Origin of the sequence: Faecalibacillus sp. TM498 (assembly GCF_020589955.1) — a bacterium.
GTDB classification, from domain to species: Bacteria; Bacillota_I; Bacilli_A; order Erysipelotrichales; family Coprobacillaceae; genus Faecalibacillus; species Faecalibacillus intestinalis.
Map to the genome: position 1 here is coordinate 1 of NZ_JAJDKB010000005.1, position 24382 is coordinate 24382.

23 protein-coding genes and 1 other RNA gene are annotated in these 24382 nt (G+C 29.7%); 5 read left to right on the top strand and 19 right to left on the bottom strand.

Features of this window, described 5'->3' with window-relative positions:
* Positions 1–83: 83 nt before the first annotated feature.
* From LJD32_RS02610 to LJD32_RS02645, 8 genes are all read right to left on the bottom strand, one after another.
* A complete protein-coding gene (locus tag LJD32_RS02610; protein WP_227391748.1) occupies positions 84–1724 on the bottom strand; it encodes a SulP family inorganic anion transporter in 1641 nt (546 codons plus the stop codon).
* A 133-nt stretch (positions 1725–1857) separates the two neighbouring features.
* Positions 1858–2349 (bottom strand): hypothetical protein, encoded by a 492-nt coding sequence (locus LJD32_RS02615; protein WP_227391747.1) that lies wholly within the window; start codon positions 2347–2349, stop codon positions 1858–1860.
* Positions 2350–2842: 493 nt separating this feature from the next.
* Positions 2843–4183, bottom strand: coding sequence for a dicarboxylate/amino acid:cation symporter (locus tag LJD32_RS02620; protein WP_032090588.1), 1341 nt, complete (start codon positions 4181–4183; stop codon positions 2843–2845).
* 227 nt (positions 4184–4410) lie between these two features.
* Positions 4411–4950 carry a TetR/AcrR family transcriptional regulator C-terminal domain-containing protein gene (locus LJD32_RS02625; RefSeq protein WP_227391746.1) on the bottom strand — a complete coding sequence of 180 codons (540 nt, stop codon included), beginning with the start codon at positions 4948–4950 and terminating at the stop codon, positions 4411–4413.
* Positions 4951–4959: 9 nt separating this feature from the next.
* Complete coding sequence (locus LJD32_RS02630; protein WP_022001819.1) at positions 4960–5619, bottom strand: potassium channel family protein; 660 nt, start codon at positions 5617–5619, stop codon at positions 4960–4962.
* A 4-nt stretch (positions 5620–5623) separates the two neighbouring features.
* Positions 5624–7027 (bottom strand): TrkH family potassium uptake protein, encoded by a 1404-nt coding sequence (locus LJD32_RS02635; protein ID WP_227391745.1) that lies wholly within the window; start codon positions 7025–7027, stop codon positions 5624–5626.
* Positions 7028–7084: 57 nt separating this feature from the next.
* An RNA gene (rnpB, locus tag LJD32_RS02640) (RNase P RNA component class B) lies at positions 7085–7409 on the bottom strand.
* 2 nt (positions 7410–7411) lie between these two features.
* Entirely contained in the window at positions 7412–7744 is a 333-nt protein-coding gene (locus LJD32_RS02645; RefSeq protein ID WP_022001821.1) for a DivIVA domain-containing protein, read from the bottom strand.
* A 139-nt stretch (positions 7745–7883) separates the two neighbouring features.
* Between LJD32_RS02645 and recU the strand changes: the two genes are divergently transcribed.
* The 5 genes from recU to LJD32_RS02670 all read left to right on the top strand — a co-directional run bounded on the left by recU (position 7884) and on the right by LJD32_RS02670 (position 16709).
* The gene (gene recU, locus LJD32_RS02650) at positions 7884–8471 is read left to right on the top strand and encodes a Holliday junction resolvase RecU (RefSeq protein ID WP_022001822.1); all 588 of its coding nucleotides are present in this window, start codon (positions 7884–7886) and stop codon (positions 8469–8471) included.
* Complete coding sequence (locus LJD32_RS02655; protein ID WP_227391744.1) at positions 8468–10762, top strand: transglycosylase domain-containing protein; 2295 nt, start codon at positions 8468–8470, stop codon at positions 10760–10762. The genes recU and LJD32_RS02655 overlap by 4 nt, the downstream gene beginning before the upstream one ends.
* Positions 10763–10856: 94 nt before the next feature.
* Positions 10857–13514 carry a transglycosylase domain-containing protein gene (locus LJD32_RS02660; RefSeq protein WP_227391743.1) on the top strand — a complete coding sequence of 886 codons (2658 nt, stop codon included), beginning with the start codon at positions 10857–10859 and terminating at the stop codon, positions 13512–13514.
* 87 nt (positions 13515–13601) lie between these two features.
* The gene (locus LJD32_RS02665; RefSeq protein WP_227391742.1) at positions 13602–15203 is read left to right on the top strand and encodes a diguanylate cyclase domain-containing protein; all 1602 of its coding nucleotides are present in this window, start codon (positions 13602–13604) and stop codon (positions 15201–15203) included.
* 54 nt (positions 15204–15257) lie between these two features.
* Positions 15258–16709, top strand: coding sequence for a C69 family dipeptidase (locus tag LJD32_RS02670; RefSeq protein WP_227391741.1), 1452 nt, complete (start codon positions 15258–15260; stop codon positions 16707–16709).
* A gap of 29 nt (positions 16710–16738) precedes the next feature.
* Here the strand turns inward: LJD32_RS02670 and LJD32_RS02675 are convergent, their stop codons facing one another.
* From LJD32_RS02675 to LJD32_RS02725, 11 genes are all read right to left on the bottom strand, one after another.
* The gene (locus LJD32_RS02675; protein WP_227391740.1) at positions 16739–17239 is read right to left on the bottom strand and encodes a flavin reductase family protein; all 501 of its coding nucleotides are present in this window, start codon (positions 17237–17239) and stop codon (positions 16739–16741) included.
* Between the two features lie 11 nt (positions 17240–17250).
* The gene (locus LJD32_RS02680) at positions 17251–17889 is read right to left on the bottom strand and encodes a lactate utilization protein (protein WP_227391739.1); all 639 of its coding nucleotides are present in this window, start codon (positions 17887–17889) and stop codon (positions 17251–17253) included.
* 2 nt (positions 17890–17891) lie between these two features.
* A complete protein-coding gene (nth, locus tag LJD32_RS02685) occupies positions 17892–18533 on the bottom strand; it encodes an endonuclease III (RefSeq protein ID WP_032090596.1) in 642 nt (213 codons plus the stop codon).
* Positions 18526–19113: a DnaD domain-containing protein gene (locus LJD32_RS02690; protein WP_118306010.1), complete on the bottom strand. Its 588-nt coding sequence runs from the start codon at positions 19111–19113 to the stop codon at positions 18526–18528. Before LJD32_RS02690 ends, nth begins: the two co-directional genes overlap by 8 nt.
* Positions 19114–19119: 6 nt before the next feature.
* Positions 19120–19602 (bottom strand): hypothetical protein, encoded by a 483-nt coding sequence (locus tag LJD32_RS02695; protein ID WP_022001831.1) that lies wholly within the window; start codon positions 19600–19602, stop codon positions 19120–19122.
* Between the two features lie 62 nt (positions 19603–19664).
* Positions 19665–20378, bottom strand: coding sequence for a zinc metallopeptidase (locus tag LJD32_RS02700; RefSeq protein ID WP_022001832.1), 714 nt, complete (start codon positions 20376–20378; stop codon positions 19665–19667).
* Between the two features lie 59 nt (positions 20379–20437).
* A complete protein-coding gene (locus LJD32_RS02705) occupies positions 20438–20710 on the bottom strand; it encodes an HU family DNA-binding protein (protein ID WP_022001833.1) in 273 nt (90 codons plus the stop codon).
* A gap of 90 nt (positions 20711–20800) precedes the next feature.
* The gene (gene spoIVA, locus LJD32_RS02710) at positions 20801–22273 is read right to left on the bottom strand and encodes a stage IV sporulation protein A (protein WP_022001834.1); all 1473 of its coding nucleotides are present in this window, start codon (positions 22271–22273) and stop codon (positions 20801–20803) included.
* Positions 22274–22308: 35 nt separating this feature from the next.
* Positions 22309–22812, bottom strand: coding sequence for a hypothetical protein (locus LJD32_RS02715; RefSeq protein ID WP_052010927.1), 504 nt, complete (start codon positions 22810–22812; stop codon positions 22309–22311).
* Entirely contained in the window at positions 22805–23359 is a 555-nt protein-coding gene (locus LJD32_RS02720; protein ID WP_227391738.1) for a hypothetical protein, read from the bottom strand. The genes LJD32_RS02715 and LJD32_RS02720 overlap by 8 nt, the downstream gene beginning before the upstream one ends.
* Complete coding sequence (locus LJD32_RS02725) at positions 23352–24350, bottom strand: D-alanyl-D-alanine carboxypeptidase family protein (protein ID WP_227391737.1); 999 nt, start codon at positions 24348–24350, stop codon at positions 23352–23354. The genes LJD32_RS02720 and LJD32_RS02725 overlap by 8 nt, the downstream gene beginning before the upstream one ends.
* Positions 24351–24382: the final 32 nt, after the last annotated feature.

The following is a 24382-nucleotide window of genomic DNA, read 5'->3' on the forward strand; positions in this document are numbered from 1 at the left end:
ACCTAATATTCTTATAAAATCTGCTTTCTGAAAGAGTAAATTCTACTTTTATTTTTCATTTTTTTAAAGTGGAATTTAACTTTTCACTTTAGCGAAATTAATTCTTGATCCAAAGATTCTAAAGCCATAATAGCATCCCAACAGAAACTTTCTTTACCAACGTATTCATCAAAATGATTACGTTTAAATTGAATCATCACTTCTTCTTGAACACCACTGAATTTAATGATACAGTTTTGTGCTTTTAAACGATCAACGATATCAAAGAATTCATGAATACCTGAATCATCAATAGAAGGAACACCTCTCATTGAAAAAACAATAGCTTCTAATGAATCATCTAATTCATCTAAAACATGTGTCATTTGTTCTTGTGTCCCAAAAAAAATAGGTCCACTTAAATACATAATTCTTGTTTTTTTATGATGATGTTTTAAATCTTTTCCTACACGATCTTTATCAATATCACGTACTTCTATATGTAAATGAGAATTATTTAAAACAAATAAGATAATTGAAACCATAACTCCAATAACAATCGCAACAGTTAAATCAAAAACAACAGTCGCACACATTGTAATTAAATATTGTGAAATATTTGTTTTAACTCTATTATGAAATAATGTTTTAATTTCTTGCCAATCGTTCATACGCCAAGCAGTAACCATTAAAACACCAGCAAGTGCAGATAAAGGTATACGTGACATAAGTGAACCAAGTAAAAACATCGAAATCAAAATAACAATTGAATGGAAGACACTGACTAATCTTGTTTTTCCACCTGCTTTAATAGCTACAGATGTTCTAGCAATCGCAGCTGTTGCAGGAACGCCACCAAATAATGGAATCAACATATTTCCAATACCCTGTGCCATTAATTCACGATCAGCATTTAATTTTTCATTTTTCATTTTACCAGCACTTGCTCCACATAAAAGTGATTCAATCATTCCAAGTGCAGCAATACTTAAAGCAGGTAGCATCAATTGTGTAATTGTACTTAAATGTAATGAAGAAAAGGATAATCTTGCTTCTGGAAACAAAGTACTTGGAATAGTCCCTACTTCATGAACCGGTAAATTTAAACATAATTGACAAATTAAAGCAATAATAATCCCTGCTAATGATGAAGGACAATATTCTCCCCATTTTTTAGGCCAAATAAGCATAATCACAACAACTAAAATTCCAAAGAAAACAGTTGGTAATGATACTGGAAAACCTAATTTTAAATATGAAAACAGTTTTTCTAAAGCACTTGAACCAACAGATGTTGTCCCAAAGAAATTATCAATTTGTCCTAATGCAATAATGATTGCAATTCCACTTGTAAAACCAGTAATAACACTAGTTGGAATAAAAGAAACAATTTTTCCAAGCTTAAATAATGAAGCAATAATCAACATACATCCAGATAAAAAGCTTGCGATGAAGACACCTTGTAAACCATATGTTGTTGAAAGTCCAATTAAAATAGCTGACATAGCACCTGTTGGTCCAGAGATTTGGTAACTTGCTCCCGATAAAACACCAATCACTAAACCAGCAATAATCGCTGTAATTAACCCAGCACCTGCATCAGCCCCACTACTTACACCAAACGCTAAGGCAAGTGGTAAAGCAACAGCAGCTACTGTTAAACCTGCTAAGATATCTTGTAAAAGAGTTTGCATGTTATAACCTTTAAACTCATTTTTCAAGTCTCTTATATAATCTTTAAACATAAAATCCCCCTTTTTTACCCCGTGTCATTATACACATTAAACTGTCTTTTGTTAAGTTTATGTAGAAATAATCCTATTAAAATTATAATAATAAATAGGTTATAGCGATTTAATTCGTTATAACCTATTTTCATTAATAAATGATTTTTAAAACATCTTCTTCACTATTGATGTTAAAGATATTTAATGTAAGTTCATTCAATTTTTCTAGCGATGTTGTTGTAAGTCTTTCTTCTAAAGGATTTGATAAAGTTCCTAATTTAACTTTAAGCAGTTCTTTTAAGTTTTTTTCAATTCCTATAGTTTCTCCTTTTTCAATTCCTTGATTTTCAAATCTTTGAAATAATTGATCCATTGCCTTACACATGTTGATTTTATTTCCTTCTGGTAAGTCTTCTTCTTTAATGTCCGTATGTGTCAAGATGGATGCCATCTTATAATTTTCTACACTGATCATACGGTTTGTCCTTAACTTTTCATAGTCTCCTTCAAGCATGCTTTGATTGATCTCTACCACTTCTTTTCCTCTTTCTACCTGATTGATATAAAGCTGGGCAGCATAGTTAAGTATACGAATAATCATATTTTTATCTAAACTACTTTGATACTCTACACCAATGATCATATAATCTCCATTGATACTTACTTTTCTGACGATATCTCGGTATCTTTTGTTTCCATTGGTAAGGGTTCTTTACCTATCAATGTTGAGACATCATTTTCCTGTGATATCAGATTTTCTGGTTTGATGACCTATCTACCATGAAAATAGAGAGCATTGCATAGATCTGCAAAACGTTCCCCGTCTCTTAATAACTGTTTACAGGTTGTATCACTTGCATTTCTTTTTTGACTCATTTTTTTACCTCCTTACATGAGTGTTTTATAGTTAGTCATCATCGCTTTTTATATCTTTTTTTAATATTGATGTAAGGAGCTTTCTTGATTTAATTGCATCATATGTTTAAAGATAATTCGTCTCATATTTGTTTCACATTTAATTCACAAATATTTCTTTTTTATTATTTTATCTTTCTCTTTTCCTTCTTTCAATGGTCGGATAGTCCAAAAAAAGAAACTGCATACTATCTGCAGTTTCATCTTAGCTATATAATTTTTTAGCTATGATAAATTTCTTTATCAAGCATTTTTTCTTTTTTAGCAACGATTACAGAGGTTGCTGCATCTCCTGTAACATTGAGGGAAGTTACAAGCATTTCAATTGGTCTATTGATTGCAAGAATCAATGAATAAGCAAGTAAAGCGGCATCATTTGTATAACCCATACCTGTTAAAATTGTAAAGAGGATAACAGCTCCTGCACCAGGTGCAGCAGGTGTTCCAATAGAAGCAATTAAAGCTAAAATAGCAATAATAGCCATTGACATAAAAGTTACTTTATAACCTGAACTAACAGCTACAAACATGGCTGCAATAACTTGCATAATTGCTGTTCCATCCATGTTAACTGTCATACCTAGAGGTAAAACAAACGAAGCAATTTGATCATGTACCCCTAATTCTTCTACTGTTGTTTTTCTATTTAATGGTAGTGTTGCTGCAGATGAAGATGTTGAAAATCCAAATAAAGCAACTTTAGCAGCTTTTTTCATAAATGGTTTAGGATTAACCCTAGCCATTGTCATTAAATAAATTGGATAAGCGATAAATAAATAAGCAAATAAAGCAATAATAACTGTTACTACATAAGCTAAAGCCGGTTTTAATGAATCAATTCCATAAATAGCAAATGTTCTTGTAAGTAAGCAGAAGATTGCATATGGTGCAAATTTATTAATTACAAACGTTAGAAATAAACTAATAACTTTTGAAACTTCTTCAAATACTTTTTTTAATGTTTTTGTTTGTTCTTCAATGGTATTCATAGCAAGTCCAGTAACTACTGCTAAAAATACAATTGCTAGGACATTTCCATTTGTTGTAAAGGCACTTACAAAATTGTTTGGAATAATTGATACAATAATATTTAATGGATTAGATCCTGTTGTTCCTTGTTGAACAGTAATCTTTCCTGCGTCTACTGAATTAAATAATCCTAAATGATAGATAATTGTACTTACAATACCAGCAAAAATCAAAGCACATATTGTTGTCGTAAAGAAAGTTAAAATTGTTTTAGAAGAAATTCTACCTAATTTCTTAGTATCAGTAATTGTACAAATAGCAAGTGTAATAGAAACAAAAACCATTGGTACTATAATTAACTGTAATGCATTAACAAATAATTGACCTATAATATAGAAAATTCCGATAGCACTTGTAGCACCTTCTGCTGTAATATCTTGGAAAAAGATATTATTAATCGTTTGCCACAAGTCTCCTTGACCATTTGAATTTAAGTGTTCTCTCAATAAAATACAACCAAATCCAGCAATTAAACCACATATTAATGCAATCAACATTTTCTTAGCTAACTGCTTTCCACTATTTTCTTTCATAACCATCCTCCTAAAAGTTCCCAAATTGCCAACATTATACATTATTTTTTTTAAAATACAATCCCTTTTATAAAAAATGTTAAGACCCAGCGATTTTGTCACGATAAAATTCAGCGAAAATGTCACCATCATTTCTCTTTTCTAATCTTCTCCATTATCATGTTATATGAAGGAGGTTTTTATATTGGACAGATTGTCCAAAAAAAATAATTGGTCAGTATGACCAATTATTTCATATATTCTTTTAGTTTATCAGGAATAGCTTCTATTAAATAGCTAACTATTTCTTCTTTTTTGATAGGTATATCATTTAAGACCCATTCTACTGTCATATCTACAGAACCTCGACAATACATATTTAATAAAAAATCTATATCTGAAGATAATGTCTTTCCTGTATTTTTATAAATATAATTTTTATAAAAATCATAGATACAACAAAAATCATAATGAATTAAATTATTATAATCATTTGATTTAAAAGCTTCTTTAAAGAAAGTATGTTCTTGTTCAATAAAAGCAAACTTTAAATTAAGTGCTTCTTGTAACGAACCACCTTGATTCATTTCTTCAAATGATTTTAAAACTAATTTTTCAAAATACCAATTAACTAAATCATATTTATCTTGAAAATGTCGATAAAATGTTTGTCTGGTTTTTCCTGCTGTTGAAACAATATCTGTTACAGTAATTTTATCTAAAGGCTGTTTTTTTATTAAGCTTTTGATTGCTTTAGCAAACAAAAATAAAGTTTCTTCGTTTTTCATAATAAACCTCTATAATAAATAATCATATTTTTCTATTTCATCAGTTTGTGCTAAAACAAGGAAAGTATCATTTAATTCTATTTCTAAATTAGGATCTACTGGAACTTCTAATTTATGTGTATGAGGATTTCGTTTACCTAAAACATTGATACTATAAAGTTTTCTTAAATCTAGTTGTGATAATGTTTTTCCTACCCATGCTTGAGGTACTTTCATTTCAACAATACAATTTTCTTCATCTAATTCAATTAAATCTTTAATATTTTTTCGAAGTAATGTTCTTGCTACTTTTTCTCCCATTTCTTTTTCAGGACGGACAACATAATCAGCACCTATTTTTTCTAAAACAACTTTAAAACGTTTGTTTTTAGCTTTAACAATAACATAAGGTACTCCCAGTTCTTTTAGATTCATTGTAGCTAAAATACTATCTTCTAATCGATCTCCAATAGCAACAATTCCTACATCCATATCATCTAATCCTAAATCTGATAAAAATTGAAAATCTGTGACATCACCAATAACTGCTTTTGTCGCAAAATCAGCCACTCTTTGTACATTTTCAGGATTTTTATCAATTGCAATGACTTCTCTACCATATTGAGAAAGTGTCTTTACAAGTGTAGAGCCAAAAATTCCAAGCCCTAATACAACAAATTGTTTTTCCATCTCATTATCCTATTAAGATATGTTCTTTTATATAGTTCACATCTTTTCCTTTCTTAGCGTTATATTTTCTTACAAAAATCAAAACCATAGTAATAGGACCAATACGTCCTATATACATCAAAATAATTATAACAATTTTTCCAACAAATGTCAGTGTTGGTGTAAGACCCGCTGTTAATCCTACTGTCGCAAAGGCAGAAAAAACTTCAAAAAGTAGATCAATAAAATCTGCCTGCTCACTTATTGATAAAATAAATAAACCTGTTAAAGCAATCGCAAAACTAATCAACATAATTGTTAATGCTCTTTTAACAATTTGATCATCAATTGTTCTTTTAAAAACATGAATATTTTCATCACCACGCATTAATGCACGGACGTATAACAATCCAATAACAAAAGTTACCGTTTTAACACCACCAGCAGTTCCTGCAGGAGAACCACCGATAAACATAATAATAGACATAAAAAACTTCGTTGCTTGATGTAAAGAAGCCATATCTACTGTCGCAAAGCCAGCTGTTCTAAGTGTTACTGATTGAAAAAAACTTGCGAGGATCTTTTGTGAAAATGGTAAAGATTTTAATGTTAGCGGATTTTGAAATTCTAATATGAAAATAACGATCATTCCTCCAAAAATTAAAACAAATGAAGAAATCAATGCAATCTTTGTATGTAAAGATAAAGATTCTAAATACCTTTTTATTTTAAAATATTTAAAATGTTCTCTATAATGAATCAAAGATAAACGTAAATCGATCCACACAACAAAACCTAAACCACCAGCAATAATCAAACCACAAATAACTAAATTGATCCAAACATTGCCTACATAAGGAACCATTGAATTATTTCCTAAAATATCAAATCCAGCATTACAAAATGCTGAAATTGCATGAAATAAACTATAATAAATTCCTTTAAGGATTCCAAATTGTGGAATAAAAACAAAAGCAAGACAAATTGCTCCAATAAGTTCAAAACAAACTGTATATTTAATAACTCTTTTAATATAAATACCTGTTTCATTTAATGAATTTCTATTTAAAGCTTCCTGCATGACAATCTTATTAGCGTAGGTTAGTTTTCTTTTTAAAAGAACAAAGAACATCGACATCAGTGTTAAAAATCCTAACCCACCTATTTGAATCAATAAAATAATGACTATTTGTCCAAAAAGCGTATATTCACTAGCTGTTACATGAGTCACTAAGCCTGTTACACAGGTTGCTGAAGTTGCAACAAATAGATGATCTAAATAACTACTTGTTGAATGAACACTATGACTCATTGGTAAACTTAATAAAATTGACCCTATTAAAATAACCGCAAAAAAGCTAAAGCCAATTCTTCTAACTGCTGATATACCTAGTTTTTTATATTGTTTATGAAGTGTTTTTCTTTGCATATTTTCCCCTCGGTTCTATTAAAAAAAGACATGTTTCCATGCCAATTTAAAACAAATGATAATAAGCCAAGTTCTGTATTAGATAATCATTTATCTACGTTTACACGTCCTCTATCCCGTTCAATTCCGTTTTAAAGGTTCCCCTACCAAATTTGGGTTTCTGCCTTGCGGAGCTTTCCTCTTTTCAGCCATAGTTTCCTATGGAATTGTCTCTGTGGAGCCATTTATGAAGTTCTACCATAGTTGCCCTTAGGTTTTCCTTCTGTCGTTAGTTTACACTACCCTCACTTATTGATTCGTGAGGCACAAACACTACAATCATCGCAGATTGTGGCAGCCTGGACTTTCCTCTACTTCAATGAAGCAGCGATTATCTGTCATTTGTTATTTATTTTGAAATACTGCTTTTTCTAATAATGATAATCTTTTTAAGATATCTACATTGGAAGAAACATTATCTTCTAATGCTCTTAAATTATCATCTTGTAAAGCTTTTTCTCTTTCTAATCGAGCTATCATAGCTTTTTGATCAGCAAGACGTCTTTCAAGCTGTTCTATTCTATCATAAGAATTGTTCAATAGTCCAGCAAAAGCTTCATAATCTTTTACAACTTGATCTAAGAAGTGATCAACCTCATCCGCATTGTACCCTTTAAAATCAACTTTAAATTCTTTACTGACAATTTTTTTTGGACTTAATACGACTTTATATTCCATGCTTTTCAACTCCTTTACCTCATTGTACCAATTTATTTCCTTTTTTCAAGATAAAATATGATTTCTTATCAAAGAGTTGTTATCACAAAAAAAATATGTGTTATAATACCCATATATATGCAACTAAAAAGGAGTTTCTATGGTTAATTATCCAAATAAGAAAAAAAATAATCATTATACATCTATGATTGAAGGTAAACATAATACTGCTCACCGTGGAATGAACTTAGAAGAAGATATTAACTTAACAAATGAATACTATTTATCACATGATATTGCAGTTATTCATAAAAAACCTACCCCTATTCAAATTGTCAAGGTTTCTTATCCAGAAAGAAGTTCAGCAAAAATAGTAGAAGCTTATTTTAGAACCCCTTCAACAACAGATTATAATGGTATTTATAAAGGAAAATATATTGATTTTGAAGCAAAAGAAACAAAAACATTATCTTTTCCCTTTACGAACATTTCTTTACATCAAATTAATCATCTCGATAAAGTCATTCATCATGGAGGAATTGCTTTTTTAATTATCGCCTTTACAAAAGTGAATGAAGTTTATCTCTTAGATGCTTCTTTTATGGTAGAAGCATATAGAAAAAACGATCGTAAATCCCTTCGTTATGAAACAATAAAAGAAAAAGGTCATTTGATAAGGCAAGGATTTCTTCCTCGTCTTCATTATTTAGAAATTATTGATCAATATTATTGTGAGGTATTTAAATGAAAAGACAAACAAAAAAATTAAATTCAAAAAAAATCATTCAAGTAGTAACAATGCTTATTCTTTGTTTAATCTTAGTTTTTGCATGCATATTTGGTTATAGTGTATATAAGAATACAGCTGCTTTTGATTCAAAAAAACTTTTATCCTCTGGAGCAAGTGTCATGTATGATAGTAATGGTGATATTATGTATACTTATGGTAGCCAAGAAAACGGTACACGAAAAAATGTGACCTATGATGACTTACCACAAGTTTTAGTAGATGCCATTGTAGCTGCTGAAGATTCTCGTTTCTTTGAACATAATGGTTTTGATTTACCACGTATTGTTAAAGCGGCATTATCTAACTTAAAAGCTGGAGGAATCACTGGTGGTGGTTCTACAATTACTCAACAGTTGATTAAAAAGACTTATTTCCCTGATGCACAAAAAACGTATTCTCGTAAATTAAGTGAAATAATTTTAGCCATTCAAGCTGATAAAGCTTTAAGTAAAGAAGAAATCTTAACCCTTTATTTAAATAAAATCTATTTTGGTAGAAGTACAAGTTCGATTGGAATTGCTGCAGCAACTAAATATTATTTTAATAAGGATGTAAGTGAATTAACCCTTCCAGAAGCAGCCATGCTTGCAGGTAGCTTAAATTCACCCTATAACTATGATCCATATTATTGCCTTGATAAAGCAACTGCTAGACGTAATACAATTTTAAAATTAATGGTTACTCATGGCTATATTACACAACAAGAATATGAAGAAGCAAAAGCTACCAAAATAGAAAACACGCTTTGTGCTTCACCAACAACAAATAATAACACACTTGCTGCTTATGTTGACATTGTAACTGCTGAAGTTAAAAAACGTACTGGTTTAGATCCTTTAAAAACACAAATGAATATCTATACGTATTGTGATGTTGATACACAAACATTAGCAAGTGCCATCGGTAACGGTGAAAAATATGATTATAGTGATGAAGATATGCGCATGGGTGGTGCCGTCCAATCAAGTCAAGATGGCCGTATCGTCGCTGTCATTGGTGGACGTAATTATAATTTTGGAAATTATAGCTACGCAACAAGTAAGCAACAACCCGGTTCTTCTGTAAAACCGTTTTTAGATTATGGTTTAGCTTTTGAAAACTTAGATTGGTGTACTGGTAAAACATTAGAGGATACTCCTTATTCTAAAGGTAAATTTACTCCTAAAAACTGGGATGGACAATTTCATGGAACTGTTACACTTACAAGTGCTCTAGAAAATTCTTGGAATATCCCAGCCATTAAAACTTATGAAGAAGTGACTAAAGAAATTGGTAAATCAGGCGTTACTTCCGCAATGGCATCAATTGGTATTGATATGTCTAGTGAAAGTAATGTAACCAATTTATCTTATGCTATTGGTGGATGGAATAAAGGAATTTCCCCTCTTGAAATGGCAAGTGCCTATGCAACGATTTCTAATAATGGACTTTATACAGAAAGTCATACAATTAATTATGTAGAAGTTGTCCAAACTGGTGAAACTTTTGAAATTGATAAAGAAATTCAAAACAATGCAAAACAAAGTGATTATTCAAAAGCGAGTGCTTTCATGATTAGACATGTCATGCTTGATTATACTAAAAATGGTAGTGGTAATTACGCATACCTATCCGGTCTTTCTAATGTTGGAGCTAAAACAGGAACATCCAACTGGGGAAGCAGTGCTAAAAAAGGTATGGCTGGAAAAAGTCGAGATTTATGGATGACTGCTTACACTTCTAATTATATTTGTTCAGTATGGATGGGATTTGGTCAAGAAGGTATTGAAAAAGGAAAAACAACCAGTCGTTATAAAGCTTATCCTGGTAAAGTTGTTCAAAGGTTATTGAAACATTTACAAAGTAAAGATGGTAAAAAATCATATCCAAGTCAACCATCAACTGTTGTACAAGATGGAGATGATTATTATAAAAAAGGTTCAAAACATGAATCTCATGCTTCCGTAAGTGAAGAAACAACAGAAGAAACAACAGAAACAAATGAAACCCAAACAACAGATGATAACCAATCATCTCAAAATAATTCAAATAATCAAAATAATAATAATTCTAACAATAACTCTAATAATAATTCTAATAATAACTCTAATAATAACTCTAATAATAACTCTAATAATGATAATAACGGTGATAATACTAATGGTAATAACAATAATGGCAATAACACGGGTGGTAATACCGGTGGAGATAGTCAGCCTTCTCAAAACCAAGGAACCAATCAATCTCAAAACCAAGGAGCAAATCAATAAAAAGTCAACTTCGGTTGGCTTTTATTTTTGCTAAAATTTGCTTTTAATATACAAAATAAGGTATACTTGTATAAGAAAAACATGGAGGTATCTTATGTCTTCGAAAAAAAATAAAACTCAAAAGAAAATAAATAAAAAGAAAGTATTTATCGCTCTTACTATATGTATCTTAGTTGCTTTAATTGGTGGTGTGAGTGTTCTAGCCTATGGTGTCTATAAAGATACAGAAACCTTTGATGCAAAGAAACTTTTATCATCCGGTGCAAGTGTGATGTACGATGATCAAGGGCAAGTTCTTTATACTTATGGTAGTGAAGAAAACGGAACAAGAGAAAATATCACGTATGAAGATCTTCCACAAGTTCTTGTCGATGCTGTTGTCGCTGCTGAAGATTCACGTTTTTTTGAACATAATGGTTTTGATTTGCCACGTATTGCTAAAGCAGCTATGTCTAATTTAGTAGCCGGAGGTATTAGAGGTGGAGGTTCTACAATCACCCAACAATTGATTAAAAAAACTTACTTCCCTAATGCTGAAAAAACATATACGAGAAAGTTTAGTGAAATTATTCTTGCTATCCAAGCGGATAAAGCTTTAAGTAAAGAGGAAATTTTAACACTTTATTTAAATAAGATCTATTTTGGTAGAAGTACACGTTCAATTGGTATTTCTTCTGCTTCTCGTTATTATTTTAATAAAGACGTTAGTGAATTGACCCTACCAGAAGCAGCTATGCTTGCAGGAAGTTTAAATTCACCATACAACTATGATCCTTATTATTGTTTAAATAACGCTACGAAAAGACGTAATACAATTTTAAATCTTATGGTGAAGCATGGTTATATCACTCAAAAAGAATGTGATGACGCCAAAAATGTGAAGGTTGAAAACATGTTATGCTCATCTAAAATTACAAACAGTTCCGTTAATGCAGCTTATGTAGATATCGTAACAGATGAAGTAAAGAAAAGAACAGGATTAGATCCTTTAAAAACACAAATGAATATCTATACATATTGTAATAGTGAAACTCAAGCTTTGGCTGCTGCTATTGGTAATGGTGAAAAATATGATTATAGTGATGAAGATATGCGTATGGGTGGTGCTGTTCAATCAAGCCAAGATGGTCGAATTGTTGCTGTTATTGGTGGTCGTAATTATTCTTATGGGGATTACAACTACGCTACTAGAAAACAACAACCTGGTTCTTCCGTAAAACCATTTTTGGATTATGGACTTGCTTTTGAAAATCTTGATTGGTCTACAGGACATTCAATTAATGATGATGATTACTATAATGGTAAATTTAAAAACTGGGATCGTCAATTCCATGGTTTGGTGACAGTTGAAAACGCTCTTGAAAATTCATGGAATATTCCTGCTATTAAAACATTTGATGAAGTAGAACAAAAAATTGGTAGTGATAAAATCAAAGAAGCCATGGAATCCATAGGTATTTCAATGGAAAAAGAAAACATTGGTCTAGCAAGTGCCATTGGTGGTTGGTCTTATGGTATTTCCCCACTTGAAATGTCAGGAGCTTACGCTACTATTTCTAATAATGGTCTTTACACAGAAAGTCATACGATCAATTATGTAGAAGTTGTACAAACTGGAGAGACCTTTAATATCGATGAAGAAATCCAAAATAATGCAAAACAAAGTGCTTATTCAAAAGCAAGTGCTTTTATGGTAAGACAAGTCATGCTTGATTATACAAAAAATGGTAGTGGTAATTATGCTTACGTTTCTGGTATTAATAATGTCGGGGCTAAAACGGGAACATCTAACTGGTCAAGCAGTGCTAAAAATGGTATGGCTGGAAAAAGCCGTGATTTATGGATGTCAGCTTATACATCGGACTATATTTGTTCTGTATGGATGGGATTTGGTAAAGAAGGTATTGATAAAGGTAAAACAACGAGTCAATATAAAGCCTATCCTGGTAAAGTTGTTCAAACACTTTTAAATCATTTACAAAGTAAAGGAAGTCAAAAATCTTATCCTGATCAACCAGATGATGTTGAACAAGCAGCGATGGTCAAAGGTATTTATCCATATGTTTCACCAAGCGAAGGAATGAGCGAAGATATGATTATTCAAGCTTGGTTTAAAAAAGGAACTGCCCCTACTCAAAGTGTTGATAGTGATGTCTTTAATTTAAGTGAACTTACTTCATTTGATGTAAGTCTTAATGGTCAAAGTCTTTCATTTAACTTTGCTCCATATAGTCCAGAAAATGCTGTTACTGATGAAAATGCTACCGAAGGAACAAAAACATTTGGTAAAGTTGTTTATACAGTTGTTGTAAGTGATCAAAATGGTCAAGAACTTCACCGAGAAAATTTCTCTACTGCATCAGGAACACTTAACTATGCCGTTACATCTAATCTTAAGATTACTGGTTTCTATAGTTATGAAAAAGCACCTGATCGTACATCAAATAAAATAGAAAAAGATTTATCGCAAAACTTATCAAATATTAATGCCTCTCTTTCATGTGCCAGTGGTCAAATTAATGATGGAGCAACAATTACAGCAACTTCTGTTCAGGCAAATATTTATACTCAAAGCCAAAGTAATACGGTAACAATTACAATCTATGATCGAAATGGTAATGTTTTATCATCTGTAAATCATGCAAATGCAACATTTTCTAATTTATCTCATGGTCAACAATATTCTATTAAATTTGTTGAATCAAATGGTTCTTCTTCTACAGAGAAAACAATACATTTTTATGTAAATTAGCCATCCATTAAATGGATGGTTTTTTATTTATTGATTTAAAACAAAACTATCTGTGATATAATATCTCTATCAGAGAGGAAAAGACTAATGGATAATGATAATTATAAAATATATACAAAAGATGTCTTAAATTTAATTTTTAGTAATCAAGATATCGATCAACTTATCCCTTATTTATCTAAAAATGTTAAAGCCATGGGATTATATACAGAAGATGTCTTAAAATACAATGACATTATTAATCATATAAAAACCTATAAATCAAATCATTTTACTTTTTATATTGATCAGTTTACATGCACTGTTATTTATCAAAATAATTCTGTATGTATTACTGAAGGTGTTTTTTACCTTAATATGGAAGAATATCAAACAAGAACTAAATATTTTTATACAATTGTATTTAAAGATCATCAAATAGAACTTCTTCATACCTCTATTGGAAATACACCAAAGGACTTAAAAGAAGCACCTTTTATTCTTGCTTCATGTTCTTTTAAATTAGATGAACAGCTTTCAATTATTGATATTAATGATAATCTATTAGAACTTTTATTATATGATAACAAAGAAGAATTTTTAAATGATATTGATTACCATTGGACCAATTGTATTCATAAAAATGATATTTTTAATGTTATAAAAGCACTTTCTGAAAATGTTTCTGCTTTAGAAAGACACCACTTAGAATATCGTATTAAAAGAAAAGATGGTAGTTATTTATGGATTTATGATCAAGGACATTTCATTTTCAATAATCAAAAAAATTTAATTGTTCAATGTTATTTAAGTGATATTTCTTCTATTAAAAACAGAGAACTTGCTTCATCTGTTGAAAAAGAGAAATATCAAATGGCTTTAAAAGATAATTCTATTTCTATTCTTGAATATCATATTCAAGATGATCGAATGATTATTGATATTTTAGAACAATCTAAAAAACAAATTTATGATCATTATCTAGATTATGTTTCTTCTTCCAAATCAACTGTTTTTGAAGAAGATAAACAAAAAATTGTAGATTTATTTACTCAAAAAATAAAAGGACCTATTATCTATCGTAAATATTATAGAGGTTCACAAGAATACTGTGTTAAAACACTCGATGCAACAGTCATCTATAATTCGAATGATGAAGCAGAAATCATACTTGCAACAGCTTCTGATATTACTGTTAATTGGCATGAACAAAACTCTTTAAAACAACAAGCTCAAAGAGATTCTCTTACTCATTTGTATAATCTTGAAGCTGGAAAATATATCATTGATGAATATATTAAAAAGAATCCAAAGCAACAAAACGCTTTAATTGTTTTAGATATTGATCATTTTAAAGAAGTAAATGATACTTATGGACATTTAGTGGGAAATGAATTATTGATTGCTCTTGCAAAATATTTGTTATTTCATACAAATCCAAATGATATCGTTATTCGTATGGGTGGCGATGAATTTGTTGTTTTTTTAAAAAATGTACATGATGATTTGACTTATCCTTGTAACCAATTAATGTCTCATCTAAATGAAATTTCTCTTTCTCATCACGGGATACATTTTTCAATAAGCATGGGAGTTTATACATTTTCTAATGAACAAAATTTTGATAATATTTTTAAAATAGCTGATGATGCTCTTTATCATTCAAAAAGAAATGGTAGAAATCGTTATACAATTAAATATCAAAAATAAGGGATGAAATTCCCTTTTTTTATATTATAATAAGGTACAAAGGGGGAAAAATATATGTCTTGTACAACATTATTAGTGGGGAAAAACGCTTCTTATGATGGCTCAACAATGATTGCTAGAAATGATGATTCTGGTGCTGATGGGTTCACTCCAAAAAAGTTCGTCGTTATTTCTTCAAAAGAACAAAAAAGAAAATATAAAACTGTTATTTCGCATTTAGAAATTGATTTACCTGATAATCCAATGTCGTATACAGCTATGCCAAATGCAGTTAAAGGAAAGGGAATTTGGGCTGCAAGTGGTATTAATGAAGAAAATATTGCAATGACTGCAACTGAAACAATCACTTCAAATCCACGTGTTTTAGGTGCTGATCCACTTGTTGAATATGATGAAATCAATCATATTTCTGGAGGAATTGGTGAAGAAGATATCGTTTATATTGTTTTACCATACATTCATAGTGCACGTGAAGGTGTTGAAAGATTAGGGAGTCTTTTAGAAAAATATGGAACTTATGAAATGAATGGGATTGCTTTTCAAGATCATGATGAGATTTGGTGGTTAGAAACAATTGGTGGACATCATTGGATTGCAAAAAAAGTACCTGATGATCACTATGTAGCTATGCCTAATCAATTTGGTATTGATAATTTTGATTTAGAAGATGCACTTACTTCCAAGAAAAATCATATGTGTTCTTCAGATATGAAAGAATTCATAGAAAAATATCATCTAGATCTTTCTTTAAATTCTAAATTTAATGCTCGTGACACCTTTGGAAGTCATGATGATTCAGATCATGTCTATAACACACCTCGTGCTTTTGATATTGAAAGATATTTGAATCCACATACATTTACTCATCAACCATATGATGATGATATTCCATGGTCACAAGTACCAGAAAAGAAAATCACTGTTGAAGATGTTAAATATGCTCTTTCTTTACATTTTCAAGGAACTAATTATGATCCTTATAAATCTTATGGTGATTTATCTCAAAAAGGAATGTATCGTCCTATAGGAATTAATCGTAATGACTTTTTATCAGTTATTCAATTAAGAAATGATGTACCTAAGTCTTTCCAAGCAATTGAATGGATTGCCTATGCATCAAATGTCTTTAACGCATTGGTTCCTTTCTATGGAAGTATCAGTGAAACACCAGATTATTTATCTAATACAACAGATACTGTTTCTACAGATAATTTCTATTGGTCAAGTCGTTTAATTGCAGCTATGGCAGACGCTTCCTATAAGAAATCATCTATTCATATCGAACGTTATCAAAAAAATGTTATGGCTAAAGGACATCACTTAATAAACATCTATGATGAACTTTTACAAAAAGAAAACGATTTAGACAAACAACTTCAACTTAAACATCAAGCCAATCAAAAAATAGCTGATATGTTAAAAGAAAAAACAAATAAAACAATTTCACTTGTTTTAAACGAATTAAGTCTTTCAATGAAAAATAAATTTGAACGTTCAGACGCATAAAAGAGGTTCATTCGAACCTCTTTTAACTCCTATTTATTTTCATAAACAGCAATAATTTCACCAATATATCTTTGATGATAATCTTTTTGTGGATACCATCTTTCATCTAAAGATGAATCAATAAATTGTTTAGGATCAATCATATCACTATAAATCTTTTTACATACAAATACCATCTTACCTTGTTTAAAAGTTGGTTGATTTTCTACTTCCTCTATATCAAAAGAAACTTCAGCAATTTTATCGCCATCTCTACCAGATTTAGAACCTAAAACACCTAATTCCTTTTTATAACCATCAAATAGAGTAACTGTAAAATAATCTCCGGCATCTACAAATTCTTTCGTATATCTTTGAGGTCGAATATAAACAGTCATTACATTTTTACCCCATAAATGCCCAAGTTGTCCCCAACTTGCTGTCATTGTATTAATAACTCCATCTTTTTTAGCTGAAATAAGTACCCAATGATTACTAATTTCATCAAAAGGATTAAACTTTAAATCTTGAATATTTACTTTTTCAAACATAGTATTACCCCCTAATATCCTAATTCTTCATTTATAACAAGCACCGTCATTCTACTTAACGGTTGCCTTGCAATCTTCACATAAGCACTACATATACGATCATCACTTTGACAATCTACGCATTTTCCAACTTGAACACATGGTGTGTTCTTATGTAAACGTAATGCATTGGCTGGACATGATATGTTTTTAATATGTTGAATAGCTGAATCTTCATCATCAAAAATCTTATTCATGCCAACAATCACAATCACTTTTTTAGGACCATAAATCATTGCTGCTACTCGATTTCCATTTCCATCAATATTATAAAGATTTCCATTTCTATCGATTGCATTTGAACTTGTTAAATAAACATCAGCGAGTAATGATTGATGAAAAACATCTTCAATTTCATCTCTAGAAAGACCTTCTTGATAACGATCTAAAAAACGAACAGGTTTATTTCTTAAATAATTAATAACTCCTGTTTCAAATAAAGTCATTGAACCACCAACACCTACTGTTTGATCATCTTTAAGTAAAAAATCTAAATAATTTAATAATTCTTGTTTGTTATCTAAAAAAAGTAATTCAATATGATTTTGATTAAATGCTTTTTGCATTTTTTTATTTTTTATTTCTAATATTTTTTGAATATTTTGATCCATGCTTATTTTCTCACTTCTTTTATTTTATCTTTACACATATCATATAAATGACATTCTTTACAATTTGGATTTTGTGCTTTACAAAAATATCTACCAAAGAATATGAACTGATGATGTGCTTTATTCCATCTATCTCTAGGAATAGAACGACAAACCTTTCTTTCAACATCATTTACTGTATCATCTTTTTTAGCAAAGCCTAATCTTTTAGAAATCCGTTCAACATGTGTATCTACAGCAAATGCAGGTTCATCAAAACCAACAGATAAAACAACATTCGTTGTTTTTCTCCCTACTCCTGGTAAACTTTCTAATTCTTTTCTTGTTTTTGGCACTTCACCATTGTATTCTTCAAGCAAAACCTGTGCCATTTTCTTTAAATTTTTAGCTTTATTTCTATAGAGCCCAATAATTTTAATATCATCTTGTAAATCTTCTAAAGATGCTAAAGCAAAAGATTCAACAGTAGGATACTTTTTAAAAAGTGAAGCTGTCACTTGATTGACTTTTTTATCAGTTGTTTGTGCTGAAAGCATGACAGCTACTAAAAGTTCAAAGACATTTTGATGATTGAGTTCACAATGAGCATCAGGAAAGAGTTCTTCAAAGTAATCTAATACTTTGTTTGTTTTTTCTTTATTCATCTTCCCACCAATGATAATGACTTTCTTTTACTTTTCTTTCTTGTGGTTTTTCATCAATATATCTTTCTTTAACTCCATTTTGAGCCCAATTAATTAAAATACCTTCAATATATCTTAAAGTTAAAACTTGACTTTTAACAGCTTCTTTTAAAGCTTTTAAAATCATTTCTTCACTATAACCGCTTTGAACCCACTCTTTAATACTATCAAATTCCATCGGTGTTAATGGTCTACCAAATTGTTCTTCAAAAATATCAATCATATTCATTTTTTCTTCTACTGGAGCTTCTTTATTTTCTAAAAGTTTTTCTTCAAAATGATTTAAACATATCGCTCCATTTTTATTAAAAATCCATTTTTTCTTTAAAAGAGAATCTAAAATATGATCCATTTCATGAGGAGTAAGTGATGAATATTTTAATAATAATGAAGGTGTAATCATTTTTTTGTGCAACGTAACAAAAGTATCAATCAATAGTAATATATGACATTCTTCATCTGTCAAAGAGAGTTCTTTCCCTCTTAAAAGTAATAATCTTTCTAAATTTATACATTCTAAATCTTTTAAATATTTAATCATATCTTTTTATAATTTATATGCTTTCAAAAATTCTCCATTATCTAAAGAATAAAACGCATATAATAAAGTATCCTTTCCTTTATAAGTTAAACAATAAACAAATTGATCATTTTCATATCCTATCTCTACTTTTGTTGGATTTACTTGATATTTTTGAACAAAAGCATTCTTCACTTCTTTTTTAGAAATAGTTTCACCTTCAAAAGTATCCACCTTTTTTAATTTTTTATTACATACAACATACATTGTTTTCTTTTTATTTTTCACTTTAACAATATAATTTATTTTCTTATTTTGATAAGCATTAAAATAGTCATCATAGTCATAATGGTATTGACTACATATTTCTTCTTGTATACTTACTAAATCATTTTTATGCTTTGTGTAAGGAACATGTACCCAAAGCATGTAAAAACATATATATACAAAAACAATAACTAAAAATGTTAACACGATTTTAAAACGATGTTTTCTAAAAAAAGCTTTCATACATTATTCCTCCATGCCACCTTATTATAACCTTTTTAAACAAAAAGAAAAAGCCTTTTGGCTTAGTCTCTTCCTCGATCATTTCCTAAAACAACTAAGACAATTCTAAGTAATGAAAGAAGGGTCGATAACATTCCTGCAACATAGGTTAGCGCTGCAGCTGTTAACATTTTTTTAGCTCCAAAATATTCATCTTGAACTAAATAACGATCATTTAAAATACTCAAAGCTCTAGAAGATGCATCAAATTCAACTGGAAGGGTAACAATTTGAAATAATAACATTAAGCTTGTAAGTAAAACACCAATCCAAGCAATAGATGTTCTTCCCATAAAAAGACCAATCATAATGGCAACCCATCCTAAATTATAAGAAAAGTTACATACAGGAACGATAGCATTTCTAAATGTCAATGGTCTATAACCTTCTTGATGTTGAAGTGCATGTCCACATTCGTGAGCAGCTACCGCAAGTGAAGCAATACTTGTCCCATGATAAATATCACGAGATAGATGTAATGTTTGGTTACTTGGATTATAGTGATCACTTAAACGTCCTTGAACTTCAAAGATTTGAACAGAAGACAAACCATGTTGATCAAGAATTTCTCGCGCCACATCATAGCCCGTTAAATGTCTGCTATTTTGAACCTTTGAATATTTATTATAAGCACTTGAAACTTTCATTTGTGCAAGTGCCATCAAAGCAACACCAACTAAAACAAGTATATTCCCTAACATATAATAAGAATTTGTATAATAGTAATAATTAAACATTTTATTCACCTCGATTTATAGTTTACACTTCTATTATGAACAGAAAATGAAAAAGATGCTTAATTCATAGCATCTTTTAATCTGTTACTAGGTTTAAATGTCACTGTTTTACTAGCAGGAATAATCATTTCTTCTTGAGTTTTAGGAGAAATTCCTTTTCTAGCTTTACGATCATTGACTTTAAAAGTACCAAATCCAGAAATAAGTACCTTATCTCCTTCAACAACGCTTCTAGTAATCGTATTAAACACAGTATCTACAAGTAGTTCTGCTTCTTTTTTTGTTAAATTACGTTCTATTGAAACTGATTCAACTAATTCTTTCTTATTCATTTTCACACCCCGCAATAATAAAAATACTAGGTTAGTATAGCATCTAAAAAATGTTGTTTCAAGAGATTTTTAAAGAACTTTTTCAAAAAATTATAAAACAATTGCTATCACATTTGATTTACCTTTATTTACAATTTTTGACAATATATCATGTATTTTTAAACTTGCATTTTCTGGAATCATATTCAATTTATAATACATCCCTTCTTCTATTAAATCACCTAATTTTCTGCCAAAAACATCACATGAAAAAATAGCTTCCTTATCATTTCCATTATGATTTAAATAATCAATAAAGCTTTCCGCTTGTTGCTTTGAACCAATAATTGGTTCAAATGTACTTTCAATATCAATTTTAATCATATAAGTGGTTGCTGCTTTACTTTTTAACTTCATTCCATATCTAGAACCTTGTTTAATAATTTCTGGTTTTGATAATTCTATTTCTTCTAAACGAGGAATCGCATAACCATAACCTGTTTGTCTTACCATACTAAGGGCATTCGAAATACCATCATATTCATCCTTGATAGTCATCAATTCTTGTAACAAGGCAAGAATAGAAGAACGATCTACTTCATAACCAACAATATTTGTTAGTAATTCATCATATAAACCATTTCTTTCTTCAATGCGAATCGTCGCTGAAGAATGAGATGTATCGACACTTTTTAAATAAGCTCTTTTAACAAAGTCATACGATTCAATACCTTCTGTAAGATGTTTGACATCTTTTATTTTTTTGATTTCTACTAATGAATTTTTTAGTGCTTCATCTAATGTTTGTTTTAACCAATGTTTTTGATTTAACATTGCAATATAACGCGGAACTTCAATTTTCACCTCATGAATTCCAAATTCATTAAGTGCTTCTTGTAAAAGATGCACGATTTGAGTTTCTAACATGTTGGTTGTATCAATAGCAATGATTGGTACATCGTATTCTTTTTGATAACTTTCAACAACATTTTGACACTTTGAACTTGAAGGATCTTTACTATTGACAATCACAATAAATGGTTTCCCTATATCTTGCAACTCTTGAATGATTTCTTTTGTTGCACTGTGATAACTTTGTTCATCAATATCTAGAAAACTACCATCACTAGTAACAACGATTCCAATCGTTGAATGATCTTGAATAACCTTTTTTGTTCCAATTTTAGCTGCTTGATCAAAAGGTATACTTTCATTATACCATGGTGTTTTAACAAGACGTATCCCACTGTCATCTTGATAACCACTTGCCCCTTCAATCACATATCCTACACAATCAACTAAACGTACATTGATTTTAAAATCATCTTGTAAATCTATCTTAACGGCTTGATTCGGTATAAACTTAGGTTCTACAGTCATAATCATTTTGCCTTTTCCTGATTGTGGAAGTTCATCGATCGTTCTTATCTTTACATCAGGATCTTCAATATAAGGAATAACCGCCATTTCCATAAATCTTTTAATAAAAGTCGATTTTCCACTTCTTACAGGTCCAACAATTCCTAAATAAATATCACCTTGACATCTTTTACCAATATCTTTAAGAATTTGTTTCGTTTCCATTATCATAACTCCTTTTATTCCAATATATTAAAAACTTACGAAATCATTCCTAAATAATAAAAACAAAGCATAAAAACAAATGAAAGAAAATCTAAGAAAAAGCCTAACCATAATGTATAGCTATACTTCTTTAAATGAATACTTCCATAATATAAAGAAACAACATATAAAGTTGTATCACTTCCAGTTTGTAAAATTGATCCCATTAAACTATAAAGATGATCTATTCCATAATGATCATAAATTCTTTTTAAAATAATAAGAGAAGTTTGACTACTTATTGGTCTTGTAAAAGCCATTAATAATAAATCAAGGGGAATTGAAAAAAATCGAATAAAGAAAGTACCTATTAAAGAGATAAAACCACTACTTAAAAAAAGATTGACCCATAAAGTAAGAAGCATTAAAGAAGGAAAAAGAATCATTAAATAATGCATTCCTTCTTTGACTCCTGTAATAAATTCTTCATAAATAGGTATTTTTTTATAAGCACATTCTAAAAAACTCCATAAAATAATAAGTAGAATTAAATTAGACATGTTCAATCACCTTAATAATAACAATTCCTATAATTGTAATTGAAAAACCAATAAATAAACTATAAGGATAAAAAGCTAAAATATTTTGACTATGATAATTTTGTCTAATTGTCATCATGGTAGTTGGTAAAATAGAAAAGCCTGCCGTATTGATTACTACGAGTATTTTTATTTGAAGGGAATAATTCTTTTCTTTTAATTTAGAAATTGCTTGTAAACCACTCATTGTAGCAAGTGTTCCAAGTCCTAATAGATTAGCAATCAAATTTGAAGATAGTGCTTGATAGATTTGTTCATCTTGAATACATCGTCCATAGATCCAACGTAATAGTGGTTTAAATAGAAAATTTAAATGATTCACCATATTTGAAGCCTGAATGATTTTTAATAAGCCATTCCATAAACAAATACTTAAAATGAGTGTTTTACAAAGTTCAAAGACATCAAAAGGTGTTTGTAAAAGAGCTTTTAACATGGCTTCTTGTTTATTAAAAATCAAACCAACAATAATAAAAAGAATAATCCCATAATGAAAGATCTTATTCATAAACTAGATCCTTTAAGATCATTAAATAAAAATTTCTAAACCGATATTTCTTTAATTTAATTTTTTTAATATACGTTTGATTTCTATAAATAAACATTTCTTCATTATGAATCAAATAACTTACACTTTCATCCTTTTCTTTTGACATCAACAAATCATTTTCAAACAAGTACCAGTTTCCTTTAATATTTCTAACCCCTTTATCAAACAACACAAGTTTTTCATAATTTTTAAAACATTCCTCATACTTTTTTTGATGAAACTCAAAATCATTTCCACAATTAAAAGTAACAATAATTAAATCAACTTGTTTTTTTATAGCTCGTGTAATCAATGTTCTTTTGGCTTTTTTGGTATAACCTGTTTTACCACCAACACAATAAGGGTATTCTTTTAAAAGACGATTTTTATTATGCCAATAACCTTTTCCATCTAGTCTTTTATACTCTTTTGTTTTAACAATTTGATTAAAAAGAGGATTTTGACAACAATAACGATAAAGCATCGCCATTTCTTTAACTGTTGATAAATTTCCTTCATCTTCTTCATCTAAACCTGAAGGATTCGAAAAATGTGTCTGTTTCATCCCTATATCTCTAGCTTTTTCATTCATCATTTCCACAAAACGTTCAACACTTCCACCAACACTTTTAGCCAGCATTAAAGCACAGTCATTCCCACTTCGAAGCATTAAACCATATAAAAGATCTTGAATCGTAATTCGATCTTTTATATGTATATAGACACAACTCCCATAAGCTTTATTAATCGTTTCATCAACTGTAATCTTTTTATCTAAGCGACTATTTTCAATAACAACGATGGCAGTCATAATTTTAGAAATTGAAGCAACACTTTGTAAATAATCTATATTTCTGCCTTCTACAACATATTGATTTAAACTATCATATACAATATAACTCTTTCCATAAAACTCGACATTGGTACAAATCATTTGAAAAATCATCAAAAAACTAATCAATAATTTCATTATATCACCTATATCATTCTATGTTTCTTCTT